Genomic DNA, 23,376 nt, shown 5'->3' with positions numbered 1-23,376 from the left:
CCCGACGCGCTCGGCCGCGCCCGCGGCCCCTCATCCGCCCTCCGCCCGACCTTCATCCGCACCGTACGAGGAGATCGCCCCCATGACCGTCGACCAGAACACCCTGCGCCGCCGTGGCGTCGGCCTGATCGCCCACGACCCCGACCGCACCTACGGCGGCTACACCCTCTACACGCCCATCACCAGCGCCGGTGAGATCCACCTCGTCGACATCGAGGGCCGCTCCGCGCACACCTGGAACTCCCCGCACCCGCCCGGCCGGCACGCGCAGCTCCTGCCGAACGGGAACCTCTTCTACGCGGCCAAGGACACCGCCGGCCCGACCCTCTTCCCCATCTGGGACGTGTACCACGGCGGCATCTTCCAGGAGCTCGCCCCGGACTCCACCGTCCTCCGGGAAGTGCGGCACCCGCTCCACCACCACGACGCCTCGGTCCTGCGCAACGGGAACCTCGTCATCACGGTCGTCGAGCCGCTGGAGCCGGCCCAGGCCGCACGGATCCGCGGCGGTATCCCCGGCTCCGAGGCCCCGGGCGGGGTGATCTACGGGGACGTCGTGTACGAACTGACCTGGGACGGGCGAGAGGTGTGGCGCTGGGCCGCCATCGACCACCTCGACCCCGAGGACTTCCCGCTCGACCCGCACTTCGCCCGCGAGCACTGGCCCATGGCCAACACCGTCAACGAGCGCGCCGACGGCTCGCTCGTCCTCGGGTTCCGCAGCGTGTCCTCCGCCGTCGCGATCGACCGCGCGGACGGCTCCGTCCTGTGGCGCATCGGACCCGACGTCCTGGCCCAGCAGCACCACCCGCACGAACTGCCGGGCGGCACCCTCCTGGTCTTCGACAACGGCAGCTACCGCGCCACGACCTCCGTGCCGTACTCGCGGGTGCTGGAGCTGGATCCCCTGACCGGCAAGGAGGTCTGGTCCTACCAGGACAACCCGCCGCAGAACTTCTACAGCCCCTACATGTCCAGCGCCCAGCGCCTGCCCAACGGGAACACCTTCATCGCGGAGGGGTCGTTCGGACGGCTCTTCGAGGTGACGCCGGGCGGCGAGGTGGTGTGGGAGTTCGTGGTGCCGCAGTTCCGCTCCTTCGGCGACGGGGTGGGGCTGGAGTCGTCCGCCGGCGCCCAGAACTCCGTCTTCCGCGCCTACCGTTACGCGGCGGAGCGGCTGCCCTGGCTGTGACGGGCCACGGCGCCGAGGGCGGACCCGGTCGGGCCGTGCGTCCCGTATCGATCGCAGGGTGATGACAATCGGTCATCTTGCGTGCACGAAAGGTGAACGCCAGCCTGCCGGAGTGGAAGGGCGGAGCGGTGTGTCCGGGTGCGCGGGCACGGCGGCGGGCCTGCGCCGGTGCGTCCGCGGGGTCTTCCCGGCGCTGCGAGCAGGCGGAACGACCGGTCGGTCGCCGTTCATGGACGGACTTGTCCGTAAGTAGGCCATCGGTGTGCAGGCGGCCTCCGTACGCGACAGTATCTGCGGTGCCCGACCGCAAGGGCGCAGAAATCTTCTGCGATATCACTCCTCTCCGAAAGAGAGTTCTGTCGTGCGTCATCGCATCGCCGCCGTCTCCGCCTCCGCCCTCCTCGTCCTCGCCGGCTCCGCCGGCGTCGCGGAGGCCGCGCCGGACAGCCTGTACGCCCCCTCGGCCCTCGTCCTGACCGTCGCCCAGGGCGACGAGCAGGCCGCGGTGGTCCGGGCGTCCACCCTGAGCTGCGCGCCCACGGCCCAGGGCACTCACCCCGACCCCGAGGCCGCCTGCGCGGCGCTCGCCGCCACCTCCGGCTCCCTCGACCGGCTGGTGGCCGCCCCCGCGCCGGGCCGCGCCTGTCCTCTGCACTACGACCCGGTCACCGTCTCCGCCGACGGCGTGTGGCAGGGCAAGCGCGTCGCCTGGAAGCACACCTTCTCCAACACCTGCGCCATGTCGGTCACGCTGAACGGCACCCGCGTGTTCGCGTTCTGAGACGCCGCACCAGGCGTCGCCGGACGGGCCGCCCCGCCACGCCCCGGGCGTGGCAGGGCGGCAGCCGGATCCGCCGAACAGGATCCCGCCGCACGCGACGGGATCCGCCGGCCGCTCGGCGTGTGTCAGGGAGCGGTGGGCCGGGATCCGGGGGGATGGAGGCCGGGGCCCAGAGGAGGGCTGGCCAGGGGAGTTGGGGAGAGGGCGGAAGGTTCCTCCCCGGGCTCCAGGAGCGTGTCGGCGGCACCGACGACGAGACCGTCGGGACGGCCGACGGCTTCCCGGTCCTTGCGGTCGTAGTCGACGCGCCACAGCAGACTGCGCATGGCTTCGAGGCGGCCGCGCCGCTTGTCGTTGCTCTTGACCACCGTCCACGGCGCGTGGCCGGTGTCGGTCGCGCGGAACATCTCGACCTTCGCGGTGGTGTAGGCGTCCCACAGATCCAGCGAGGCGAGGTCGGTGGGCGACAGTTTCCACTGCCGCACCGGATCCACCTGCCGGATCGCGAAGCGGGTGCGCTGTTCGGCGCGGGAGACCGAGAACCAGAACTTGACCAGCAGGATCCCCTCCTCCACGAGCATGGCCTCGAAAACGGGACACTGGCGCAGGAACAGTGCGTGCTGCTCAGGCGTACAGAACCCCATGACCTTCTCGACACCGGCGCGGTTGTACCAGGAACGGTCGAAGAAGACGATCTCTCCGGCGGCCGGCAGGTGGGGGACGTACCGCTGGAAGTACCACTGCCCCGCCTCCCGCTCGGTGGGCTTGTCCAGGGCCACGATGCGCGCCCCGCGGGGGTTGAGCCGTTCGGTGAACCGCTGGATCGTGCCGCCCTTGCCCGCGGCGTCCCGCCCTTCGCAGATCACCACCAGCCGCGCCCCCGTGTCCTTGACCCACCGCTGCAGCTTCAGCAGCTCGATCTGCAGGATCCGTTTGGTCCGCTCGTACTCCGCGCGACGCATCCTGCGGTCGTAGGGATAGTTCTCCCGCCAGGTGCGGATCGGGGCGCCGGAGGAGTCCAGCAGCACGGGCTGTTCCGGCCGGCTGTCGTCCACGCTGAGGCCCGCCAGTAGGTCATCGGCTTCCGTCCGCGGCGGTTCCTGCTCGTCCACGCCCCGCACCTACCCGCCGCGGACCGTCCCTATGGCCCCGTGCGCGACCCGACCCCCGTGGCTCACGGGCCGACCAGGGCATCGATGCGGGCCAGCTCCTCGGTATCGAAGTCGAGGTGCGCGATGGCGGCCACGCTGTCGTCGAGCTGGCGGGTGCTGCTCGCGCCGATCAGGGCCGAGGTCACACGGCCTCCGCGCAGCACCCAGGCCAGGGCGAGCTGCGCCAGGGTCTGGCCGCGTCCCTCCGCGAGGGCGTTCAGGGCACGCAGCCGGGTCACCAGGTCCTCGGTGACGGCCTCGCGCTGCAGGAAGGGGCTGTCGCTCGCGGCCCGCGAGTCGGCGGGGACGCCGTTCAGGTAGCGCCCGGTGAGCAGGCCCTGCTCCAGCGGCGAGTAGGCGATGGAGCCGACCCTGAGCTCGTCGAGCGCGTCCAGCAGGCCCTCGGTCTCCGGGCGCCGGTCGAGCATCGAGTAGCGCGGCTGGTGGATGAGGAGCGGGGTGCCGAGCTCACCGAGGATGCGGGCGGCCTCGCGGGTCTGCTCCGCCGAGTAGTTGGAGACGCCGACGTAGAGCGCCTTGCCCTGCTGGACCGCGGAGTGCAGGGCGCCCATCGTCTCCTCCAGGGGAGTCTCCGGGTCGAAGCGGTGCGAGTAGAAGACGTCGACGTACTCCAGGCCCAGGCGGGTCAGGCTCTGGTCCAGCGACGACAGCAGGTACTTGCGCGACCCCCACTCGCCGTACGGCCCCGGCCACATCAGGTACCCGGCCTTGGTGGAGACGACCAGCTCGTCGCGGTGCGGCGCGAAGTCCGTCCTGAGGACATCGCCGAGGGCGGACTCGGCCGCGCCGGGCGGCGGGCCGTAGTTGTTCGCCAGGTCGAAGTGGGTGATCCCGAGGTCGAAGGCGCGGCGCAGGATGGCGCGCTGGCTCTCCGCCGTACGGTCGGGACCGAAGTTGTGCCACAGGCCCAGCGAGAGCGCGGGCAGCTTGAGACCGCTCTTCCCGGTGCGGCGGTAGGGCATGCGGGCGTAACGGTCGGGGTGTGCGGTGTACAACACGGCTCCATGGGGTCGAGGGGTGCCGGCCGCCCGTGGGGCCGCGCCGGAACCAATCTGCACCCACCCGGGACCATCGGTCCAACAGGAGAATCCGATGGGATTCAGCGGCTAGGCTTCTCAATCGCGGCTAGGCTTCTCAATCATGGAACTGCGCCACCTCCAGCACTTCGTCGCCGTCGCCGAGGAACGGCACTTCACCCGGGCCGCCGAACGCCTGATGGTCTCCCAGTCGGGCCTGTCCGCGTCCGTCCGGGCGCTGGAGCGGGAGCTGCGGGCCCCCTTGTTCGTACGGACCACCCGACAGGTGACCCTGACGGAAGCCGGACGGGCGCTGCTGGGCGAGGCCGAGCGGATCCTGGCCCAGGTACGGACCGCGCACGAAGCGGTGGCCGCCGTGCAGGGCGTCCTGCGCGGAACTCTGACACTGGGCACCGAGCAGTGCATCGCCGGCGTGTACGCGGCCGGGCTGCTGGCCGCGTTCCGCCGCCGCCACCCGGACGTGGAGATCCGGCTGCGCCAGTCCGGCTCCCTCGATCTCGCCGAGGAGGTCTCCGCCGGGCGGCTCGACCTGGCTTTCGCCTACCGCACCTCCGCCGACTCCGACCAGCTGCGCTCCGTACCGCTCGCCACCGAGCCGATGACCCTGCTGTGCCACCCCGAGCACCCGCTCGCGACGGCCGGCGCGCCCCTCGCGCCCGACGACCTCGCCACGGAGGTCTTCGTCGACTTCCACCCCGACTGGGGCCCGCGCCGGGCCACCGACGCGGCCTTCGCCGCCGCGGGCGTGCGGCGCAAGGTGGCCCTGGAGGTGAACGACGTCCACAGCCTCCTCGACCTGGTGGACGAGAACCTGGGAGTCGCGGTCGTCCCGCGCCACTTCCGCCAGAAGCGCGAGACCCTGCGAGCCCTGCCCGTGAAGGGCGTGCCCGAGACCGTCTACAGGACCGTCGCCCTGCTCCCGCCCTCGGAGGCCACCAGCCCCGCGGCCCGCGCCCTGATGGCGCTCCTCCAGCCGGCCTGAGGCCGGGCCTCCACGTGACGCCGGTCCGCGTGACGAGGAGACGTAGACCGAAGCGCCTCCGCCCCGGCGGTAGTTGACGCAAGCTCCAGGACCTGCCGACGCGTCGCCCCGCCAGGTGCGTGACGACGACGGCCGGGACAAGGAGACCGGCGAGCGGGGTGTTCAGGACGGCTGGACCTCGTCGAAGAGGGCGAGGGCTTGGGCGGGGTCCGGGCTGACGAGGCGTTCCAGGCCGGCCGTCGTGATCCCGGCCCACCTGGCGGCCCGTGTCCACATCCGTCGCTCGAAGGCGCGGACGGTCTCGTCCGGATCGGTGGGGCCGGAGGCGAGGGACTCGGCGAGTTCGGCTCCTTCCAGCATCGCGAGATTGGCGCCCGCCCCCAAGGGAGGCATGAGGTGGGCCGCGTCGCCCAGGAGCGTCACCCCGGGGACGTGGGTCCAGGTGTGGTCCACGGGCAGGACGTGGAGGGGGCGGTGGACGAAAGCGGTGCCGTGGCGGAGGAGGTCGAGGACGGGAGCGGCCCAGCCGTCGAACAGGGCGAGCAGCGTCGACCGGACGGCCTCGGTGTCGGCCAGGTCCAGGTGCGCGTGCCAGTCCAGCGGCGCGCGGAACTGGGCGTAGACCTTGACGTGTCCGCCGCTGTTGCGCTGGGCGACGAGGGACCGGTTCACGCCGTACACGGCTGTGGAACCGTCGCCGATCGACCGGGCGAGACCCGGGTGGCGGGTGTCGACGTCGTCGAGGGAGGTCTCGACCATGGTGATGCCCGTGTAGTGCGGCGTCACCGGCGAGACCGCCGGGCGGGTCCGTGACCAGGCGCCGTCCGCGCCGACCACGAGGTCGAAGGCTTCCCGTCGCCCGTCCGCGAAATGGACCAGCACCCCGTCCCTGCCTCCCGGCACCACCCGTGTCACGCTCCGGCCCCACTGGACATCGAGGGGACCGAGCAGCAGGTCACGGAGCTGCCCGCGGTCGATCTCAGGGTTGGCCCGGTCGTCGGGACGGGGCAGCCAGTCGCGCAGGACGGTGCCGTCCGTGTCCAGGATGCGCATGGCCTGCCCCTCGGGGCGGGACAGCGCCTGGAACTCCGCCAGCAGCCCCGCCTTGTCCACCGCGAGCTGGCCCAGTCCCGCGTGCAGGTCCAGCGTGCCGCCCGGGGGGCGCGCGTCGGGGGCGGGGTCGCGTTCGAGAACGGTGACGGGGTGGCCGTGGCGGTGCAGGACCCGGGCGAAGGTGAGGCCGGCGGGACCGCTCCCGACGACGGCGATACGATGTCTCATGCCGATACACTGTATTTCTCCGATGTGAGGCATCGCAACAGAACGGTGTGACCATGACTGTGTGGGACCGGCCGGAGCCGCCGGCGCGCCCCGTGCCGCTCGACCGGGAGCGGATCGTCGCCGCAGCCGTCGCGCTGGCCGACGAGGGCGGACTGGAGGCGGTGTCGCTGCGCAAGGTCGCCGCCCGCCTGAACGCCGGCCCGATGCGTCTGTACGGATTCATCGCCACCAAGGAGGAGTTGCTCGACCTCATGGTGGACGAGGTCCAGGCCGAGATCCTCCCCGAGGAGCGGGCCGGCGACGGGAGGGAGGCGCTCCGGATCCTCGCCCACCGCACCAGGCGGGCCGCTCTCCGCCACGAATGGCTGGCCGACCTGCTCGGCGGCCGCCCGGCCCTGGGCCCGAACGGCCTCGCCGTCACCGAGGCGACCCTGGCCGCCCTCGACGGCCTCGCCGACATCGACACCGTCATGCGCGCCGTGGAGACCGTCAGTGCCTACTTCACCGGCGCGATCAGGCGCGAGATCGCGAACCTGCGGGCCGAGCGCGCCACCGGCCTGTCCAAGGACGACTGGCAGCGCGCCAACGGCCCGCACGTGACGAGAATGCTGGCCACGGGCCGCTTCCCGGCGCTGGCGAAGGCCGTGCACGACGGCACCGATGTGGACGCCGAGACGTCCTTCGCGACCGGCCTGGACTGGGTCCTCGACGCCGTGACGGCCAGACTCGCCCCGCCGCCGGCGTGACGCCCGGCTCCTCCCCGACGTGAGCGGGACCGGGGTCGCGGCCCTGCGCCGCGCGGACGCCTCGGGGACGCGCGGCAGCCGCGGAGCACGTACCCACGGGCGCTGGCCTGGTTCCGGTACCGGCGCGGTCGCCGCCCGTGTCCGGCTTTCCGCCCGAGTGCGCTGCCGGCGACGCTTGCTGACGGACCGTCCTGCCGGCTCCCCGCGCCGGCGAGAGCGCCTTTCCCTCCTTGGTAACACTCGTTACCATCGGGGCATGGGGAAGACACAACTCGGAGCCCGCGTCGACGACGACATCGCGGAGCTGGCCAGGGCCCGCGCGAAGGACCGCGGCATGAGCCTGGGCGACTACATCGCCTCGCTCGTACGGGACGACGCCGACGGCATGCGCCGGCGCGGTCTGGACGCGGCCCGCCGCTTCCTGGACGAACACCAGGCCCTCTTCGACGAGGCGGAGGCCCCGGCACAGCGACCCGCGGGGACGCGGGCGGCCTGATGGAACTCCACATCGACGTCCCCTGGATCCTCCAGGTCGCCGAACTCGCGGGCGCGGACGATCCGGCACCCGAGGACTACGGGGTGCCGGTCGCCGCCGTCGCCTGCCACCGGGCAGAGCTGCTGGACCAGCCGGTCTACGACGACGCGTACGCACGCGCCGCCGCGCTCGTCCACGTCCTCGGCCGCTGCCGCTGGCTGGACCGCTCCAACCTGGCCGTGGCGGCGGCGACAGGCGTCATGTACCTGGAAGCCTCCGGCATCCACCTGAAGCCCACCCACGACAACGCCACCGCCCTCCGGGACCTCCTGCGCGACCCCGCATGCAGCGCCGGAGCCATCGCGACACTGCTGCGCACCTGGTCCCGCCAGGACTGAGAGAGCGGGAGGGCACCGGGCCCTCGCTCTTCACCCGGCGTCGGCGGAGTCCCCCGCGACCGGTGCCCTTCCGGCCGGGCCTGTCGGACGGGAGGCCATCCGCTCGGTGAGGCGGGCCAGATCGGAAGCCGCCTCGCCGCGTTCCCGCTCGTGGCCGGTCCTCCCGAAGAGCGCGACGGCCTCGCGGAAGGCGACGGCGGCCTGTCGGTCGCGGCGCAGACTCCTCAGGGCGTGGCCCAGGTGGTGGTGGATACGGGCTTCCCGTTCGAGGTCGTCCGTCGTGCGGATGAGAGCGCGAGCGCGTTCCAGCACGGCCGCGGCCTCCTCGTGACGCCGCAGTCCGTTCAGGGCCAGGCCCGCCGTGGCCCAGGCCACGGCTTCGCCGTGACGGTCGCCGATCCGGGCCGCGGTCCGCTGCGCGAGCGCGGCCAGCGGGATCAGCGCGGCGACGCGGTCCGGCGCGTCCAGGGAGGAGGCGAGGAGCGCCGGCAGGGCGACGGTGAACTCGGGGCGCACCGTGGCCGCGGCTCGGGCGAGGGCGAGCAGGGTGGCCGGCTCGTCGTCCCGCCATGCCGAGGCGGCCCCGCGGTCGGGGATCTCGGGCGTCCGGGGCGCCGGCGCGTCGTCGTGCTGGAGTGCGGCGGCGGCGCGCACCCGGGACTCGTACCGGTCCAGGAGGGTGCGGAGGGCGCGCGCCTCGGACGGCTGGAGGTCGCCCTGCGCGGAGGCGTGGAGTGCGGAGAGGGTGGCGTCGCCCGGTGCCGGGGCGAGGAGTTCGGGCAGGGTGCCGTCGAAGGTGGGCAGCCGGTCGGCGAGTACCTGCCAGAAGCCGGGACCGAAGCGGCGTGAGGCGGCGACGAGGTGTTCGCCGCAGAGCCGGTTCCACGCGTCCCCGTCCGGAGCGTCGTCGGGCAGGTCGCGTCCGTAGAGCAGGACGGCGGCGGCGGGCCGTGCGGTCTCCAGGATCGTCAGGTCGTCGAGGAGCCGGGCGCAACGGACCGTGTGGATCGCCGGGCGGGCCGTGCCGGCGGGGGTGTGGTGAGAGACGGGGGCCGACTCCGCCAGGCGGGTGAGGGCGACGCGGGCCGACTCGGGTCCTTGGCTCGCCAGGTCGCTCAGCTGGTGGTGCCGTCCTTCCCCCGACAGTTCGGGGAGCAGGGCGGCGGGACAGCCGGGGAGGGAGGCGAGCACCCACAGCACCGGGTACGGCAGCGGCTCGGCGTGATGGGCCTGGAGGAGTTCGGCCCAGGGCGTGGGCTCGGCGCCCGCGCCGTCGAGCGTGAGCTGTGCCCGGACGGGAGCGGGGTGCGCGCGCAACTCGGCCACCAGGTCCCCGGCCCGGGGCCGCTGCGGCAGTCGGGCGGCGATGAGGCGGCGGAGGCCCGCGTCGGTGAGGGCGCGCCGGTCGAGCCGTACGTCCAGCTCGCCGTCCAGCCCGTACAGCCATCCGGCCGCCGCGATCTCGCCGTTCCAGGAGGACAGGCCGTCGCGCGCCCAACGGGCGAAGAGCGGACGCGGAGGAACGCCGGCCGCCTCGAACCTCGCCAGGGCGATGGCGAGGAGCGCATGTCCCGTACGGGTACCACGACGTCCCGCGCACGCCTCGGCCCCTCCGGCGAGGGCCTCGTCGTCGAAACCGGCGACGAGGGCGGGAAGGAGCTCCGGCGGTGCCTGGATCAGGACGCGCAGGTCGGGAGGGAGCCGCCGGGACCGCGTCGGCTCGCCGAGCCCGTCGACGAGGTCGCGCAGGCTGCCCTTGTGCCGGGCCAGTCGTTCGGCGGCGGCCGTCCACGCCGTCCGGTCCGTCCCCAACGCCGCCCGCAACGCGGCGCCGGCCGCCTCCCAGAACGCCAGGACCTTCTGGGTGTGGCCGCGGTCGCCGTGATCGACGGCGGCGAGGAGCCGGTCGAGCCGCGTCGTCGCGCACACCACCTCGTCCGCCCTGTCCGGGGTCAGCACCAGACGCAGCAGCGGGGTCCGGAGGCCGGACAGACGGGGCAGAAGCAGGGCGCGGACGGGATCGGGCAGTTCGTACGGTGGAGGCGGGGGCGGCGGGGCGTCCCACCGGTGTCCCCGGGGCATGCCGACCGGCCGCCGCTTGGCCGGCCGGGCCTTCTGCCGGGCCGCGAGGCGGTCGGCCACCTCCGGCCGCCACGGCGCGAGCAGGGCCAGGGTCAGCCCGTCGGGACAGTCCCGGCGGGCTATCAGCCCACGCGACGCCACGGAGCCGAAGGGCTCCCGCGCGTGCTCGGCGGTCATCGCCTCCCAGTCCACGGGCCCGGCGTCGAGCAGCGCGTCGCCGTCCAGCACCGTCGGCGCTCCGCGCAGGGCGACGACCAGCTCCTCGAACGGCAGCGCGTCGTTCTCGCCGTCGCCCTTCTCGGCGACCGCGACCGGAAGGAAGGGCACGGCCGCGGCGGCGAGTGCTGTCGCGTCCAGCTCGTCGCCGGCGCGCGCCGCTTCGGCGGGAGGCAGGAGCGCCGCCGCCCACCGCAGCAGACTCAGGTGATGGGCGGCCGCGCGCGCGACCGACGTCCGGTCCTGATCGCCGGTCGTCGCCGCGCGCGCTTCGCCGCAGACTTCGGCCACTGTGCCCATCGACGGATCATAACGGCGGGCCCTCCGCGCACCGTCCGCCGTGAGACGGGCCGACAACTCGCCCACCCGCCAACCCGATTGCGGAGCACCCGGCCGCACGGGCGCCGTTCGGAGGGCGGGGACGGTGGAGGCTCGCCGGAGACCGGCCCGGAGCCGCACCGCCCCCGTCGGGGCGATCACGTGACGACCGGAGACGCGGACCCGCACGGCCGGACCGTCCCGAGCAGAAGGCGACGGCCCTGCGTCAGCGGAATCGTTCGGTGATCGCCGCCGCGATCCGATCAGGCGCGTCCTCCTGGACGAAGTGCTTCGCCCGGGGCAGTTCGACGACCTCGAGCCGGCTGAACGCGGCGCGTATCCGGGGGAGGCACGCCCCCGGCCGGAACACCATGTCCCGCATGCCCCATACCGCCAGGGCCGGCTTGGCGCCGAGGAGGGCGGGTACGTCACGGGCGAGTTCCTCCAGCAGCGGACGCGCGGCCCGGATCTCCCTGGGCATGGCCGTGAGTCCCCGCCGGTCTTCCTGCGTGGGTTGCGCCATGCGGTAGTGATCGGCCTCGGCCGCTGTCAGGGTGGGACCGGTACTGCCGAGCAGGAACCGCTCCACGAGAAGGTTCCGTTCCAGGATGCGCCGCTGCATGGGGCGGCTGCTCATGATCACGCTGAACGCCCGGTTCGCCACCTGTTCGATCGGCCAGAACGCCGTGTTGCCCAGCACGATGCCCCTGACGCGATCCGCGCGCGTGGTCGCCGCCCCGAGCCCGATGGGGCCACCCCAGTCCTGCCCCATGAGGACGAAGCCGTCGAGCCGCAGATGGTCGATCAGCTCACCCAGAACCGCCGTGTGCTCCGCGATCGTGTACGTGAAGCCGGCCGGGCGCTCGGACAGGCCGAAGCCCAGGAAGTCGACCGCGACGCACCGGTACCGGCCGCGGAGCTCCTTCACGATGTGGCGATAGAGGAAGCTCCAGGTGGGAGAGCCGTGGCAGAACACGATCGGCGGCCCCGTCCCCTCGTCGACGTAGTGGACCCGGCCGGCGGACGAGTCGAACCACCGCGATGTGAAGGGGTACAGGATCGGGTCGGGAACGAAGTCGATCATTGTGCTCTCCTCCTGTTCTGCCGCTGCGCCTGACGGCTCGACACCCCGCATCCGCTACAGGTGTAGAGCCTGCACGGCGAGACACTACACCTGTAGCATCGCGGGGTGTCTACGCATGCGACGAGTGGCAGGGAACGGCGCGAGACGATCGCCGACAGCGGGATCCGGATCATCGCTCGGGACGGGGTGCGCGCCCTGACGCATCGAGCCGTCGACCGCGAGGCGGGAATCCCGCAGGGATCGACCTCGTACCACGCGAAGACACGGATCGCGCTCGTGGAACTCATCGTCGACGCCCTCGCCGCCCGCTCGAAGGCCGATGCCCAAGAGCTCGCCGCGGCCCTGGACATGACATTCGCCCCCGGACACAGCCTCGACGCCGACGCCCTCGCCGCCCTGATCACAGGACTCGTCGAGGGCCTCGCGTCGCGCCGCGACGACATGAGAGCCCGCTACGCCCTTCTCCTCGAACTCCACGACGAGCCGCAGGTCCGAGCCAAACTGACAGCGGACTCCGACGTGCACGCCCTCACCCGGCACCTGACGGCCACGGCCCTCACCCGAGCAGGACTCCCCAGCGCGGACCCGTACGTCGAGGACCTGATCGCCCTCACGGACGCGCTGCTGTTCCACCGGACGGCGATCGACGCGACCGCTTCGCCCCGCGCCATCCTCGCCGCGTACCTCCGGGGCACGGCCACGACCTAGGCGTGTATCGAAAATATCTTCCAGGAGATCGACAGGCTGCCCGGCTACGGTGCGGACATGGTGAATTTCGTACTGGTTGCGGGTGCACGGCTCGGGGCGTGGGCATGGGACGAGGTGGTGCCGCGTCTGCGTGCGGCCGGCCACGGCGTCCATCCGTTGACGCTGTCCGGTCTTGCTGACAAGCGGGGTGTACCGGCGGGGCAAGCGACCCACGTCCAGGACATCGTCGCCGAGGTGGAACGCCAGGGTCTGCGCGACGTGGTCCTGGTGGGTCACAGCTACTCGGGCATACCGGTCGGTCAGGCCGCGGAGCGGATCGGTGACCGACTGGCCCGCGTGGTGTTCGTCGACTCCAGTGTTCCCACGGACGGCGCGTCGTTCGTCTCCGCCTGGCCGGACGGCGGGGAAGCGGTGGAGGCGTCGATCGCCGAGAACGGGGGATTCTGGCCGCTCGCGCCGGCTGCTCACTACGACGGCGAAGGTCTCACCGATGAGCAGATCGCACGCCTCGTACGGGGCTCGACACCTCACCCAGGTGCCACGCTGACCGAGCCCGCCGTGCTGTCGCGGCCGCTCGGTGACCTTCCGGCGACCTACATCCTGTGCGTGATGCCGGGGACCGAGCCCGGCGACGCCGAGCCCGACGAAGATGTGGCTGAGCTGCTGAGGAGCGAGCGCTGGCGGCTGGTCACGATGGACACCGGCCATTGGCCGATGTTCTCCCAGCCGCGCGAGCTGGCGCAGATTCTCCTCCACGCCGCCGCGGAGTGAGAGCACCTCCACCACTCCGGGCCGGTGCTGGACGCGCTGGAATCGACGGTCCCCGTCCCGGTCGCCACCGTCCCGGCCCGAGGCCGGGCGCCGGTGGCCCGCGGGGGACGGAGCGACTACGTGACGTGCGGGGCTCGCGGCGATCTCGCCGCCTCCGATCAGGCACACCTCACCATCGAGTCCATCGCCCGCTCACCGGAGGACCGGCTCCGAGTGGACAGAACCGCCTGACGATCGAGCTAGGGGCGAGCGGCCACCGCGGCGATGCCGGCCTTCCGGAGCGCCCGGGCCAGACGTTCCATCTCAGGCAGCGTTCCGGAGCAGTCACCGTCCAGCACCCTGCGCAGCCCAGCCCTGGCATCCGTCACCGCCAGGCCGAGCTCGGCCCGCAGCACCCGCATGAGGACGACGCTCTTCACCGGCGCGCTCACCTCCAGCCTCGCGGGGCCGTGCTCGGACACCATCTGATCCCGCCGTTCCGCCGGCAGCTCGCCGTCACACATGGCCACCGCGAACCCGCAGGTGGCACAGGCCGACTCGACGTCCCAGCGCAACCGGCCGTCCACCAGGGCCTGGACCCCCCAGCACTCCAGCTCGGCACCGCAGTCCTGGCACACACCGGCGTACCTGACGGATTCGAAGACCGTCTGTTCCATTCCCGCACCCCCGCCACGATCTTCTCCTGGAGGTGATCCGCGGGCAAGGGTCGCCGGAGGCCGGGCACGGGCCGTCGACGACCCCGCATGCCACGACCCGTACGGAACCCGCAGAGGTCACGTAGCGTCAGCGCCGGACGCGGTCCTGTCGTGCCGCTGTACGGAGGGCCGAGACGACGGGCGTGGTCGTCGGGTCGGTCGTCTCGGTGCGACGGGTCGCGGCGAACAGGAGGCGCAGGATCGGATGCTCATCCGCCGGCGATCGCGGCGCGTGCTGGGGAAGGACACCAGCATGCCGATCGCGTGCGGCGGCGCGTCGGCCGAGACGCAGCTCGCCTCGTCCGGCCGCGTAGCGATCCAGGGGACCCGTCGGGCGTGGGACGCCGGTTTTCCTCGCCGCCTCTGGTCCAGTGAGGAGGTGAGACGGACGCGAGTCATCGACGAGGGCGGCGCCCATCGTTCCGGGCACGCCCGCGGGGGCCGGGAGCGCATCGCGGAGAAGGGGCCTCGGTGAGTGGGGGAGGGGTGGTCGAACGGTGGATGTTCCCCGGCGGACACCGCTACGCGCGGTTCGTTCCGCCGCTCTTCGTGCTGACGTTCGTCAGCGGGCTGGTGGACGCCGCGAGCTTCCTCGGGCTGGGCCGGGTGTTCGTGGCCAACATGACCGGCAACGTGCTCTTCCTCGGGTTCGCTCTGGCGGGGGTGACACAGCTGTCGGCGCCGGCCGTGGCCGTCGTCCTCACGGCGTTTCTCGCCGGGGCGCTCGCGGGCGGCGCGTGGCGCCGGGACGCGGAGCCGGGACGACTCTTCGCACCGCTGGCCGCGGTCCAAGCGCTGCTGGTCGCGGCGGCTCTCACCGGCCAGGCGGCCGGTGGGGGGCGGTATGCGGTCCTCGTACCTCTGGCCTGCGGGATGGGGCTGCAGAACGCCGTCGTGCACCGGCTGGGAGTGCCGGATCTGACCACCACCGTGATGACCAGGACGCTGACCGGCCTCGCGGTGGACCGACGGGGACCTGCCACGGTACGGCGCGCGGTGTCGGTGGCCACGCTGGCAGCGGGAGCTCTCGCGGGAGGTCTTCTCCACGCCGGCCTCGGCGTGGAGGGCGTCCTGACCGCAGCCCTGGGCCTTTTGCTCGCCGTCGTGCTGGTCGCACGCCGACGCCAGGGCGGGGCGCCGGACGGACACGGTCCGGTGCCCTGAGCGCACACCGTGGTGCCGACGGCTCGGTGCCCTGGCGCGTGGGCCGCCACTGCGGCTCGGCCAGGCCCTGCTCTGTCAGGTGGTCCGCCGGCCGGGACGGTGCTGAGCGGAGCCGTTCGTGGTGAGCGGCTGCCAGGCGCACCGTGCGGTGGTGAGGGCCGGTGGGGGCAAGCCCCCTGGAATCAGCCGTGCTGCGAAGCCCCAGGCCGACGGCGGGTCCTGGGGCTTCGTTCATGCGGGGAAAGCGGTTGTGCGGCCGGTCAGCGGTTGAGGACTTCTTCGATCTTGGCGGCTACGCGCCCGGCCTGGATGTCGCGGCCCTTCTCGTTGGGGTGCGCGTACCAGGGGATCTTGGTACCGAGGAGCTCGAGCTCGGAGTCCTCCAGCAGGCCGCCGATGCCCCGGTCGACACCGTCGCACGCCGTGTTGCTGCCGGTGCCGGCGTAGAGGTCGACGAAGTCGGCGCCGCCGTCGGTGGCGGCCTTCTTCATGGCGTCGTTCAGCCGCTTCTGGATCTGGTCCAGGACCGGCAGGGCGTCCTGGGGGATGTCGGCGAACGGCAGGTGCGTCTGACCGGGCGCCGCGGTCAGGCACTTGGTGGTGTCCTCGGGCACGAGCCGGGGGTAGCCGACCAGGACGCGCTTCGCGTCGGGGGCGAAGTAGCCGATGCGCTCCAGCAGCTCCTCCAGCTCCCCACCGACCCGCTCGAACTGATCGTCCAGCCACTGCTTCCCGTCCCCGGTCTCGAAGAACTCACCGCACTTGGCGGCCGGCTCGTCCCTGTCCACCGGGTCTCCCGGCAGCAGAGAGGGCTGCCGGAGCTCGTCGGAACACTGCTTCAGGATGCGGTTGAAACCCAGCGTGTTGCCGCCCATGCTGCCCACGGCCAGCTGGGTGTCCTGCTTGAGCGCGTCCTGCTGCGCCGGGAGTTCGCCGGCGCCGAAGGGCAGCTCCTGCTTCTCCCAGAAGTGGTGGACGAGGGCTCCTCCGCAGGAGACGTCCGACTGGACGTCGAGCGTGATGGCCTTGTCCGCGAGGCGCCGGGTGGCGACGGCGGGATAGTTGTCCGTGGCCTGGAAGCACCAGCCCCTCTCGCTGTCCTGGTTGTTCACGGGAGCGATGCCGAAGTTGGAGGTGTAGGAGTCGCCGAAGAAGACGGTCGGTACGGGATCGGCGGGAGCCGCACCCGCGCTTCCCGCCGGGCCGGCGAGGGCCAGGCAGCTGCCTAGCGCGATCGTGGCGGCGGCCAGCCGCCGCGCCCAGGGAGTGCTCGTCGTCTTGCACATGGCCGAAGACATGGCTGTGCCCTTTCATCGAGGCCCACGAGAGGAGGGAAGGAGAGAAGTATGTGACGCCAGGTATTCATCCATAAACGGAACGTGATCTTCCAGTGGCGGCGAAGCGCAACCGGGCGATCTTGGCCAGACTCGTCACACCCGTTCGTCTCGCCTGCTCAGCGGGGGTGTCGAGCAGGAGCGGCTGCCGAGATCGAGAACGTTCATGACCCGAACGGGGAGGGCCGGTGCGGCCGCGATGCGAGCCGGACCGCGAAGCCGCCTGCTGGAGGGGCGACGGGAGTCGGCACACGGCCCTTCCTGTCGAACGAAAGAGCGGTCGCCGCAGGCATGTACAGCGGTCGACGCGGTCGTGCAGCTCGAACCGGCCTGAATTCCGCCCACGACGGGGTCACCAGGCCGCCTCACCCCTGAGAGTCGGACGAGGTGAGGCCCGGGAACCTCATCACAGCCACTGGTGGATCGCCGCGACGTGAACGGCAGCCTCGAACCGAACCGAGAGCCTTTCTCCCCGCACCCGCAGCGGGCGAGTCCGTGGCGGGCCACCACCGTGCCTGGGAACCCGGATCGTGTTCAGGACCGCTCGGCGCCGTTCCGGCGGGCACCAGCCGCGTGCTGGTGGGCACGGCAGCCCGTGGAGTCGACGCTGATCTCCCAGGTGATCAGCCCGGCCGCATCGGCCCGTGCCCGCAGCGACGTCGGCAACCGGGCCCACACTCCCCGCCGTTGCCATCTGCGGAACTGCCCGTAGACGGTTTGCCAGGGCCCGTACGCACGCGGCGGGTCACGCCACGGGACACCGGTTCGTACCTGCCGTCGCACGCCGTCCGTGTCTGCGGGGGATGGCCGGCCTTCCGGTGCGCTTCTGAATGCGATGAGGTGGGCGATCAGGGCGTCATGCTGCGGTCTGCCTTTCGGGGCCGGGTCCGGGGCCGGGGCCGCCGGCGCCGGGTCCGGGGCCGGCGCTGGGGTCGGCACTGGGGCGGGCACGGGGTCGGGTGCTGAGGGCGACGGTGTTGGCGGCCATGATCACGACGATGGCCAGCCAGGACGCGGGGTCGAGGTGCTGGTCGAGGACGACCAGGCCGACCACGGCGGCGCACACGGGGTTGACGCTCATGAAGACCCCGAAGAGCTGGGCGGAAACATGGCGCAGCGCCAGCAGATCGGCAAGGAAGGGCACGGCCGAGGACAGGAGCCCGGCGGTCAGCGCGCAGAGCAGGACCGTGGGCTGGGGTCGGTCCTGTGTGAGGGTGACGATCCCGACGGGGAGGTACAGCGCACCGGAGACCAGTGCGGCGGCGGCCGACCCCTGGAGTCCGGGAAGGCGTCGGCCCACGGTCCGGTTGAGCAGGATGTAGGAGCCCCAGCAGACCGCGGCCAGCAGGCCCAGGGCGATGCCGGCGTAGTCGGTGCTCGGCCGCGGACGGGTCAGTACGACCACGGCAGCGGCGGCGGCGAGAGCGCAGCCGAGGTCGAGACGGCGCCGTGAGCCGGCCAGGGCGACGGTGAGCGGCCCGAGGAACTCCAGGGTGACGGCGAGGCCGAGGCCGACGCGGTCGATCGCCGAGTACAGGGACAGGTTCATGACCGCGAAGGCCACCGCGAGGCCGAGTACGGGCCGCCACTGCGCCGCTGTGAAGGCACGCAGACGGGGCCGGCCCACGGCGACCAGGACCCCGGCGGCCACCCACTGGCGGATCGCGACCACACCGGCCGGCCCGATCGACCCGAACGCCAGGGCCGCGACGCTCGCGCCGATCTGGTTGGAAAGGCCGGAGCCCAGCATCAGCGCGGGGCCGTGCCAGCGCGACGTCGCGACGCCGTCGCGCGGGGGAACTTCTGTCGTCATGCCGCGACCTTCCGGTACGCCGGCTCATACGCAAAATGCATCTGAGGGATCACCTATACGCTGAGCGTATGGACAGAGGGACCGAACTGGAGCTGCGGCACCTGCGCTGCCTGGTGGCGATCGTGGACGCGGGCAGCTTCACCGACGCCGCGGTGGAGCTGGGCGTGTCGCAGGCGGCGGTCTCCAGGACGCTGCTGTCCCTGGAACGGATCCTCGGCGTTCAGCTGCTGCACCGCACCAGCCGCACCGTCACGCCGACCACGGCAGGTGTCCAGGTCCTCGCGCGGGCCCGTCACCTGCTGTCCGAGGCCGGGGAACTGATCCGTCAGGCGACGACCGGTCACACTCGGCTCCGCATGGGTCATGCCTGGTCGGCGATGGGCCGGCACACCACCGAGTTCCAGCGTCGATGGCACGACCGCTACCCGGATGTCGCACTGCATCTGATCCGCCACAACACCCGCACCGGCGGTCTGGCAGAGGGACTGTGCGACCTCGCCGTCGTCCGCGTCGCTGTCGACGGGCGCCGCTACGATCACGCGCTCGTGGGTCAGGAGCACCGTTACGTCGCTCTGGCGGCGGACGATCCGTGGGCCCGGCGCAGATTCGTGCGCCTGGCCGAGATCGCGGGGCGCAGGGTCGTGCTGGACCGCGGCACGGGAACGACGACGGAGGATCTGTGGTCCGAGGACGCAGGGCCGGACCGCGAGTTCACTCAGGACATCGACGACTGGCTGGCGGCGATCGCGACAGGCCGCTGTGTCGGGGTGACGGCCCAGTCCACCGTGGCGCAGTACCGCCGTGACGGGATCGTCTATCGCCCCGTGCGCGACGCCCCGCTGGTCCCGGTCCACCTCATCTGGCGCCGCCACGACCCTCACCCGATGACCCACGCGGCGGTGGCCCTGCTGGCGGACCTGTACCGCGAAGGGGACTGACGGAGCCGACACGGGGCGGGGACGCCGCTTCGGCGGCTCAGTGGGCGGCGTCAGCCGAACGAGCCGTCGTCACGAGCGGAGAAGTGCTCGCAGCCGTCGTGCTCGAAACGCACCCGCCCGTCGAACGCGGAGCCGGCACGGGTGCAGGCCCCCCAGTCCAGCCCCCGCTCTCCGCTCAGCGCGATCCAGGACCGGCATCCGCCGCACTGCTCGTCGCACCACTCCTCCCGGTAACCGGGATCTCCCGTGGAACGATGGAGCAGCCGCGACCAGCGTCCGTGGACGTCGTCGTCACCGCCCCTGCCTCCGCCGTGAGTCTCCGCCCTGCCCGACGCCATCCGTGCCCCACTCCTTCGCCTGTTTCCGGAGGGCCAATCTGTACGGAGTCGGCCCCCGATCGCCAGGAGATTTCCCGACAGCACGCGGAGGGAGCCGCCGCCGCGCCGCCCTCCTGGCGCTGTGTCGTCGTGCCGTGGACGACACAGCGAGCGGGCCTTGAGAGGTACCCCGTGACGGACTCGTGTGTTCCGTGGGCGCGGCGGGGGCACGACGCCAGGAACGAAGGTGACGGGGGTGGAGTGTGAGTCGGGAAGATCGCTGGGTCGTGATCAGCAGCGGGCTGTCCATGGCGGTGTGGGTGGCGCAGGTCTGGATCGTGTTGGACACGGACCTCCAGGGAATCCAGGAGGCCATCGGGTGGTGGATGATCGCCATCGCCATCGCGCCCGTGCTGCTCACGGCTGTGGGCGTGGCCGTCCTCGATGAGCCCCGTGACGGCGAGCCGGTGTCCTGGGCCGACGACGACGACCGTCCGAAGCCCGGGCCCCGTGGCCTGGAGAGCTGCGGCGGCTGCGGGGGCTGAGCGAGGTCGGGCCCGGACCTTCCGCCGCGTCCCGGTCCCCGCTGCGGAACCGGTCCAGCCCTGCGTGGGGTGAGAGCCGTACGTACGGCCTTCACCCCGCGCTTCACGCCCTCATCGCCTCCTCGGAAGGGACGAGTCCGAGCCACGGGAAATGGAGCCCACAGCTGTCACATGAGGTCCTTCGCGCTTTCCCAGTCCGTCGCGGCCGACATCTTCGACGGAGCGCCGAAGGCGCCGTTGCCGTCGCCCGCCCACCACCACAGGGAGCCGCTCGCGTCGACGGCGGCGAGGTCGCCGCGCCGGTCGCCGTTGAAGTCGCCGGCGAAGGGCTTGGTCACCGGACCGAAACCGGCGGCGGGCCAGGTCTGCACGGTGCCGTAGTCCCAGTGGCCGTCGGCGTACCCGGGCTGGATCAGAAGCCGGCCGTCAGGTACGTGCTCCGCCACGTCCATCCGGCCGTCGGCGTTGGAGTCCAGCGTGATCACGCCCCGCTCGAAGGCGTGCTGGGTCATGTAGGCCCCGGGGACGTACTCGCCCCTGCCGTTTCCGCGCCACCACGACAGCACCTCGGTCTCGGGGTCGATCTCCTGGATTCCGCAGGCGGCGAGGATGTCGCTCCTGCCGTCGCCGTTGACGTCGGTGGAGACGAAGTCCCGGCAGCGTGGCGGGGAGCCCTCCGCGAACACGCCGTGGGCGTGATGGACGTCATCGGTCAGCGGCAGCGCCGGGCCGGTGACGCCGCCGTCGCCGTTGCCGGTCCACCACCAGATGCGGTTGTCGGCGTCGACGGCGGCGACATCGCCCCTGCCGTCGGTGTTGAAGTCGGCGGCGAAGATCTCCTTGTAGCCGTTGCCCCGGCCGTCCGACCAGATGAGCCGCTTGTCCGCCAGGGTGCCGTTGCCGTTGCCCGCGTGGAGGGCGAGGTTGCCGTCGCTCTGGAGGGCGACGACATCGGTGACGCCGTCGGAGTTGAAGTCCTGGGGCGAGGCCAGGCCCGGAGTCACGTTGTAGACGTTGCAGGCGGGCAGGCCGGGGAAGGGCACGGAGCCGGCCCCGGTGATCCTGTCGGCCGGTACGTAGCCCCAGCCCTGCCAGTTCGTCCAGCCGGTGGACGTGTCGCCCTTGACGTAGTACCAGATGCGGTTGCCCGCGCCGTTCATGTCACCGCTGCGCCAGCACACGAAGCCGTGCGGCCCCGCCAGGATCTGGCCGGTGACCTGTGCGGAGGCGTACGGCTCGATCCGGACGTCCGACGCCTGCGCCTCGCAGCTCATCTCGGTGTGGAAGGCGTTGCCGTCGGGGTCCTCGTACGCCACCTGGTCGCGCAGGAAGCACTCCCCGTTGTACGCGATCTCGACCGTGAGGCTGGCCGTGTCCACCTCGAACCGCCGGATGGTCTCGGTCGGCGGCGTCTCGGCGGCGGCCGAGCCCCGCAGCCCCAGGTCCACGAGGGTGGTGCCGGCGGCGGCGGCCGCCTGTACCGCGCCCAGGGCGTCGAAGGTGAGCGTTCCGGCCGGACAGGCGGCCGAGGCGAGCTTGGTCTTCCATTCCGGCTGGTCGTTCCACGTGGTCGCGGGTGTGGCGCGGCCGGTGTGCCACAGCTCCACGGGCGAGGCCGCACAGGCCCCCGTGTACCAGGACATGTCCTTGAGGGTCAGAGAGGCGTTCAGCACCTGACGGCCCGCCAGATACGGTACATCCACCTGGAAGAAGGCGCGTTGGCGCGGGTACGTGCTGCCGATCTGGTACTGACCGGTCTGGAGCTCGTGCCCGTACATCCAGCCGGACCGGGTGGGCCAGTAGGACGAAAGCTGGCTCCAGGCCGACGCCTTCTTGCTGAACGAGGGGTCGACGTACACCGGATAGGTGGTGTCCGGGTCCGTGAGCAGCTTCTGGTCGGGGACCACGGCGAGGCCGCCGGCGGTGACCTCGCTCTCCATGACCGCTTCCTTCTTCCGCCCCTTCGCGCTGTCCCACATCCGTGGCGCCGGGCCGGAGAAGACCGTAGACCCCTTGGCGTCCACCGCCTTCAGCCCCTGCTCGCCGTCGCCGGTGACCTTCAGCCCGTCCGCCTTCAGCCCGAAGGCGAGCCTCTTCAGCCTCGGGTTCTTCGCCGCCTTCGCGTCCTTGACCACGAGCACCTGCGCGAAGCCCTCCGCCTCCGCCGTGACCTGGAGATCGACCCCCGGCAGCACCTCCGCGTACGTCGCCACCGGGCCCGCGAGGGTCGGTTTCGGCAGCTCACCGGGCCAGCTCATCTCCAGCACGTGCCGGTCGTCGTTGAGCCGCACCATCGGCCCGCCCCCGCCGTCGGAGAGCTCCAGCCCTGCGGCCGCGGCCTTGGGCACCACGCGCCCCTCGCGGGACACGAGCGACGTGTCCACGGGAACCCACCTGCCACCCTGCCGCACCCGCACAGGCGTCAGGTGCCGCGTGACCGTCAGCGTGCCGGACGGATTCACATACGTCTCGGACGACTCCGTGCGGTTCGCCACCACCTCCACCGGCTTGCCCGACGCCCTCGCCTCAGCCAGCGGGGAGACGCCGACGCCTTCGGGCGGGGCGTTGCCCGGCTCGGCCGCCGACGCGGCGTAGCCGAGCGCCGTCACGGTCATCGCGAGGGCGGCGCAGGAAGCCACCACCCTGCTTCGCCTCGTCGTTCGTGATGTTCTGGATGTTCTGGACATCACCGATCACACCCCTTTCAGAGCTGAACCGCTGGGGAAGAGGAGCCGGGTCCGGGTGCGGGCAGTGCCGGCAGCTGCCCGGCCCCGGACTGCGTGCGGGGCGCCGATCTTCCATCGGACGCACCTGCTGGTCGCCGTGGTCATCCGGCCGGTCACGCGCCTGCTCGGGAAGGACGGGACATCGCGTCGCCGCGCGTGCCGGCGCGGTAGAGGCCGACGGGGAAGGACCTGTCTCCCCCCGCCGGCGTGCGGCGAGCTCTCCCGGGTGGCGCATCCGGAATCGGCCGACGCCGCGGGAGCGCTTGCGGTCCCGTGCGGAGCGACAGGGGGTACGACCGCGGGCCGAGGGCCCCGGAGCCCGGAGGTCTTCTTCACGATGCGGCCCTCTCGATGAGGCAGGCTGAGCCAGGGTGCCGCACCGCTCTGACGCGGCCCTGACGTCTCGCTGCCGGTGCCATGACGCCGCGGTCCGCGAGGACGGCCCTCCTCCGGTCCGACACCCGCCGCAGGCTGTCGCTGGTTCTCTGCGGCCTGCGGGACGGTGCCGGCTCGACGGCCGTGCGGGAGCGGGCGGTCGGCCTGTCGATACGCCTGGTCCGCGGCGCCTCGCCGCCGTGCTGACCAGGGCTGTCGCCCGCAC

At 72.3% G+C, this 23,376-nt stretch carries 22 protein-coding genes and 1 pseudogene; 11 read left to right on the top strand and 12 right to left on the bottom strand.

Annotated elements, in window-relative coordinates; all coding sequences use genetic code 11:
- Positions 1–82: 82 nt before the first annotated feature.
- Positions 83–1,192, top strand: coding sequence for an aryl-sulfate sulfotransferase (locus ACFVU3_RS14640; protein ID WP_390066243.1), 1,110 nt, complete (start codon positions 83–85; stop codon positions 1,190–1,192).
- A gap of 361 nt (positions 1,193–1,553) precedes the next feature.
- Positions 1,554–1,973 carry a subtilase-type protease inhibitor gene (locus ACFVU3_RS14635; protein ID WP_390066242.1) on the top strand — a complete coding sequence of 140 codons (420 nt, stop codon included), beginning with the start codon at positions 1,554–1,556 and terminating at the stop codon, positions 1,971–1,973.
- Positions 1,974–2,098: 125 nt separating this feature from the next.
- Here ACFVU3_RS14635 and ppk2 read toward each other — a convergent pair whose 3' ends face one another.
- Both ppk2 and mgrA read right to left on the bottom strand, forming a co-directional pair.
- Positions 2,099–3,085 (bottom strand): polyphosphate kinase 2, encoded by a 987-nt coding sequence (ppk2, locus tag ACFVU3_RS14630; protein ID WP_390066241.1) that lies wholly within the window; start codon positions 3,083–3,085, stop codon positions 2,099–2,101.
- A gap of 62 nt (positions 3,086–3,147) precedes the next feature.
- Positions 3,148–4,140, bottom strand: a complete 993-nt coding sequence (gene mgrA / locus ACFVU3_RS14625; RefSeq protein WP_390066279.1) for an L-glyceraldehyde 3-phosphate reductase — start codon at positions 4,138–4,140, stop codon at positions 3,148–3,150.
- Positions 4,141–4,285: 145 nt separating this feature from the next.
- Here mgrA and ACFVU3_RS14620 point away from each other — a divergent pair, with 145 nt between their 5' ends.
- Entirely contained in the window at positions 4,286–5,164 is an 879-nt protein-coding gene (locus ACFVU3_RS14620; protein WP_390066240.1) for a LysR family transcriptional regulator, read from the top strand.
- A 162-nt stretch (positions 5,165–5,326) separates the two neighbouring features.
- Here ACFVU3_RS14620 and ACFVU3_RS14615 read toward each other — a convergent pair whose 3' ends face one another.
- Positions 5,327–6,445 (bottom strand): FAD-dependent oxidoreductase, encoded by a 1,119-nt coding sequence (locus ACFVU3_RS14615; protein WP_390066239.1) that lies wholly within the window; start codon positions 6,443–6,445, stop codon positions 5,327–5,329.
- Positions 6,446–6,498: 53 nt separating this feature from the next.
- On the opposite strand from ACFVU3_RS14615, the gene ACFVU3_RS14610 reads away from it, so the two are divergent.
- The 3 genes from ACFVU3_RS14610 (at position 6,499) to ACFVU3_RS14600 (ending at position 8,064) form a co-directional block, all read left to right on the top strand.
- On the top strand, positions 6,499–7,191 hold the full coding sequence (locus tag ACFVU3_RS14610; RefSeq protein WP_390066238.1) for a TetR/AcrR family transcriptional regulator: 693 nt from the start codon (positions 6,499–6,501) through the stop codon (positions 7,189–7,191).
- A 256-nt stretch (positions 7,192–7,447) separates the two neighbouring features.
- Positions 7,448–7,687 carry a hypothetical protein gene (locus ACFVU3_RS14605; protein ID WP_390066237.1) on the top strand — a complete coding sequence of 80 codons (240 nt, stop codon included), beginning with the start codon at positions 7,448–7,450 and terminating at the stop codon, positions 7,685–7,687.
- Positions 7,687–8,064 carry a fic family toxin-antitoxin system, toxin component gene (locus ACFVU3_RS14600; RefSeq protein WP_390066236.1) on the top strand — a complete coding sequence of 126 codons (378 nt, stop codon included), beginning with the start codon at positions 7,687–7,689 and terminating at the stop codon, positions 8,062–8,064. Before ACFVU3_RS14605 ends, ACFVU3_RS14600 begins: the two co-directional genes overlap by 1 nt.
- A 30-nt stretch (positions 8,065–8,094) precedes the next feature.
- Here the strand turns inward: ACFVU3_RS14600 and ACFVU3_RS14595 are convergent, their stop codons facing one another.
- Positions 8,095–10,662: a hypothetical protein gene (locus tag ACFVU3_RS14595; protein WP_390066235.1), complete on the bottom strand. Its 2,568-nt coding sequence runs from the start codon at positions 10,660–10,662 to the stop codon at positions 8,095–8,097.
- Between the two features lie 244 nt (positions 10,663–10,906).
- Positions 10,907–11,815 carry a haloalkane dehalogenase gene (locus ACFVU3_RS14590; protein WP_390066234.1) on the bottom strand — a complete coding sequence of 303 codons (909 nt, stop codon included), beginning with the start codon at positions 11,813–11,815 and terminating at the stop codon, positions 10,907–10,909.
- A 54-nt stretch (positions 11,816–11,869) separates the two neighbouring features.
- Here ACFVU3_RS14590 and ACFVU3_RS14585 point away from each other — a divergent pair, with 54 nt between their 5' ends.
- A complete protein-coding gene (locus ACFVU3_RS14585; RefSeq protein ID WP_390066233.1) occupies positions 11,870–12,472 on the top strand; it encodes a TetR/AcrR family transcriptional regulator in 603 nt (200 codons plus the stop codon).
- Positions 12,473–12,529: 57 nt separating this feature from the next.
- A complete protein-coding gene (locus ACFVU3_RS14580; protein ID WP_390066232.1) occupies positions 12,530–13,243 on the top strand; it encodes an alpha/beta fold hydrolase in 714 nt (237 codons plus the stop codon).
- A 239-nt stretch (positions 13,244–13,482) separates the two neighbouring features.
- On the opposite strand, the gene ACFVU3_RS14575 is transcribed toward ACFVU3_RS14580, so the two are convergent.
- The gene (locus tag ACFVU3_RS14575; protein WP_390066231.1) at positions 13,483–13,899 is read right to left on the bottom strand and encodes a hypothetical protein; all 417 of its coding nucleotides are present in this window, start codon (positions 13,897–13,899) and stop codon (positions 13,483–13,485) included.
- Between the two features lie 510 nt (positions 13,900–14,409).
- Between ACFVU3_RS14575 and ACFVU3_RS14570 the strand changes: the two genes are divergently transcribed.
- Positions 14,410–15,102 (top strand): YoaK family protein, encoded by a 693-nt coding sequence (locus ACFVU3_RS14570; RefSeq protein WP_390066230.1) that lies wholly within the window; start codon positions 14,410–14,412, stop codon positions 15,100–15,102.
- A 260-nt stretch (positions 15,103–15,362) separates the two neighbouring features.
- Here ACFVU3_RS14570 and ACFVU3_RS14565 read toward each other — a convergent pair whose 3' ends face one another.
- From ACFVU3_RS14565 to ACFVU3_RS14550, 4 genes and pseudogenes are all read right to left on the bottom strand, one after another.
- Complete coding sequence (locus ACFVU3_RS14565; RefSeq protein ID WP_390066229.1) at positions 15,363–16,400, bottom strand: SGNH/GDSL hydrolase family protein; 1,038 nt, start codon at positions 16,398–16,400, stop codon at positions 15,363–15,365.
- 570 nt (positions 16,401–16,970) lie between these two features.
- Positions 16,971–17,102, bottom strand: coding sequence for a hypothetical protein (locus ACFVU3_RS14560; protein WP_390066281.1), 132 nt, complete (start codon positions 17,100–17,102; stop codon positions 16,971–16,973).
- Positions 17,103–17,159: 57 nt separating this feature from the next.
- Positions 17,160–17,375, bottom strand: a pseudogene (locus tag ACFVU3_RS14555) (hypothetical protein); the annotation flags it as partial.
- Positions 17,293–18,186 (bottom strand): DMT family transporter, encoded by an 894-nt coding sequence (locus tag ACFVU3_RS14550; RefSeq protein WP_390066278.1) that lies wholly within the window; start codon positions 18,184–18,186, stop codon positions 17,293–17,295. The pseudogene ACFVU3_RS14555 and the gene ACFVU3_RS14550, both read right to left, overlap by 83 nt.
- A 131-nt stretch (positions 18,187–18,317) precedes the next feature.
- Here ACFVU3_RS14550 and ACFVU3_RS14545 point away from each other — a divergent pair, with 131 nt between their 5' ends.
- Entirely contained in the window at positions 18,318–19,187 is an 870-nt protein-coding gene (locus ACFVU3_RS14545) for a LysR family transcriptional regulator (protein ID WP_390066228.1), read from the top strand.
- Positions 19,188–19,237: 50 nt separating this feature from the next.
- Here ACFVU3_RS14545 and ACFVU3_RS14540 read toward each other — a convergent pair whose 3' ends face one another.
- Positions 19,238–19,525: a DUF3027 domain-containing protein gene (locus ACFVU3_RS14540; protein WP_390066227.1), complete on the bottom strand. Its 288-nt coding sequence runs from the start codon at positions 19,523–19,525 to the stop codon at positions 19,238–19,240.
- Positions 19,526–19,767: 242 nt separating this feature from the next.
- Between ACFVU3_RS14540 and ACFVU3_RS14535 the strand changes: the two genes are divergently transcribed.
- Positions 19,768–20,049, top strand: coding sequence for a hypothetical protein (locus ACFVU3_RS14535; protein ID WP_390066226.1), 282 nt, complete (start codon positions 19,768–19,770; stop codon positions 20,047–20,049).
- Between the two features lie 167 nt (positions 20,050–20,216).
- Here ACFVU3_RS14535 and ACFVU3_RS14530 read toward each other — a convergent pair whose 3' ends face one another.
- Positions 20,217–22,691 carry an FG-GAP repeat domain-containing protein gene (locus ACFVU3_RS14530; RefSeq protein WP_390066225.1) on the bottom strand — a complete coding sequence of 825 codons (2,475 nt, stop codon included), beginning with the start codon at positions 22,689–22,691 and terminating at the stop codon, positions 20,217–20,219.
- Positions 22,692–23,376 lie beyond the last annotated feature (685 nt).

The sequence above is a fragment of the Streptomyces sp. NPDC058052 genome, from assembly GCF_042885515.1.
Lineage (GTDB): Bacteria > Actinomycetota > Actinomycetes > Streptomycetales > Streptomycetaceae > Streptomyces.
Note: the sequence above shows the minus strand (reverse complement) of the source record. Positions and strands in the feature narration are given on the sequence as shown.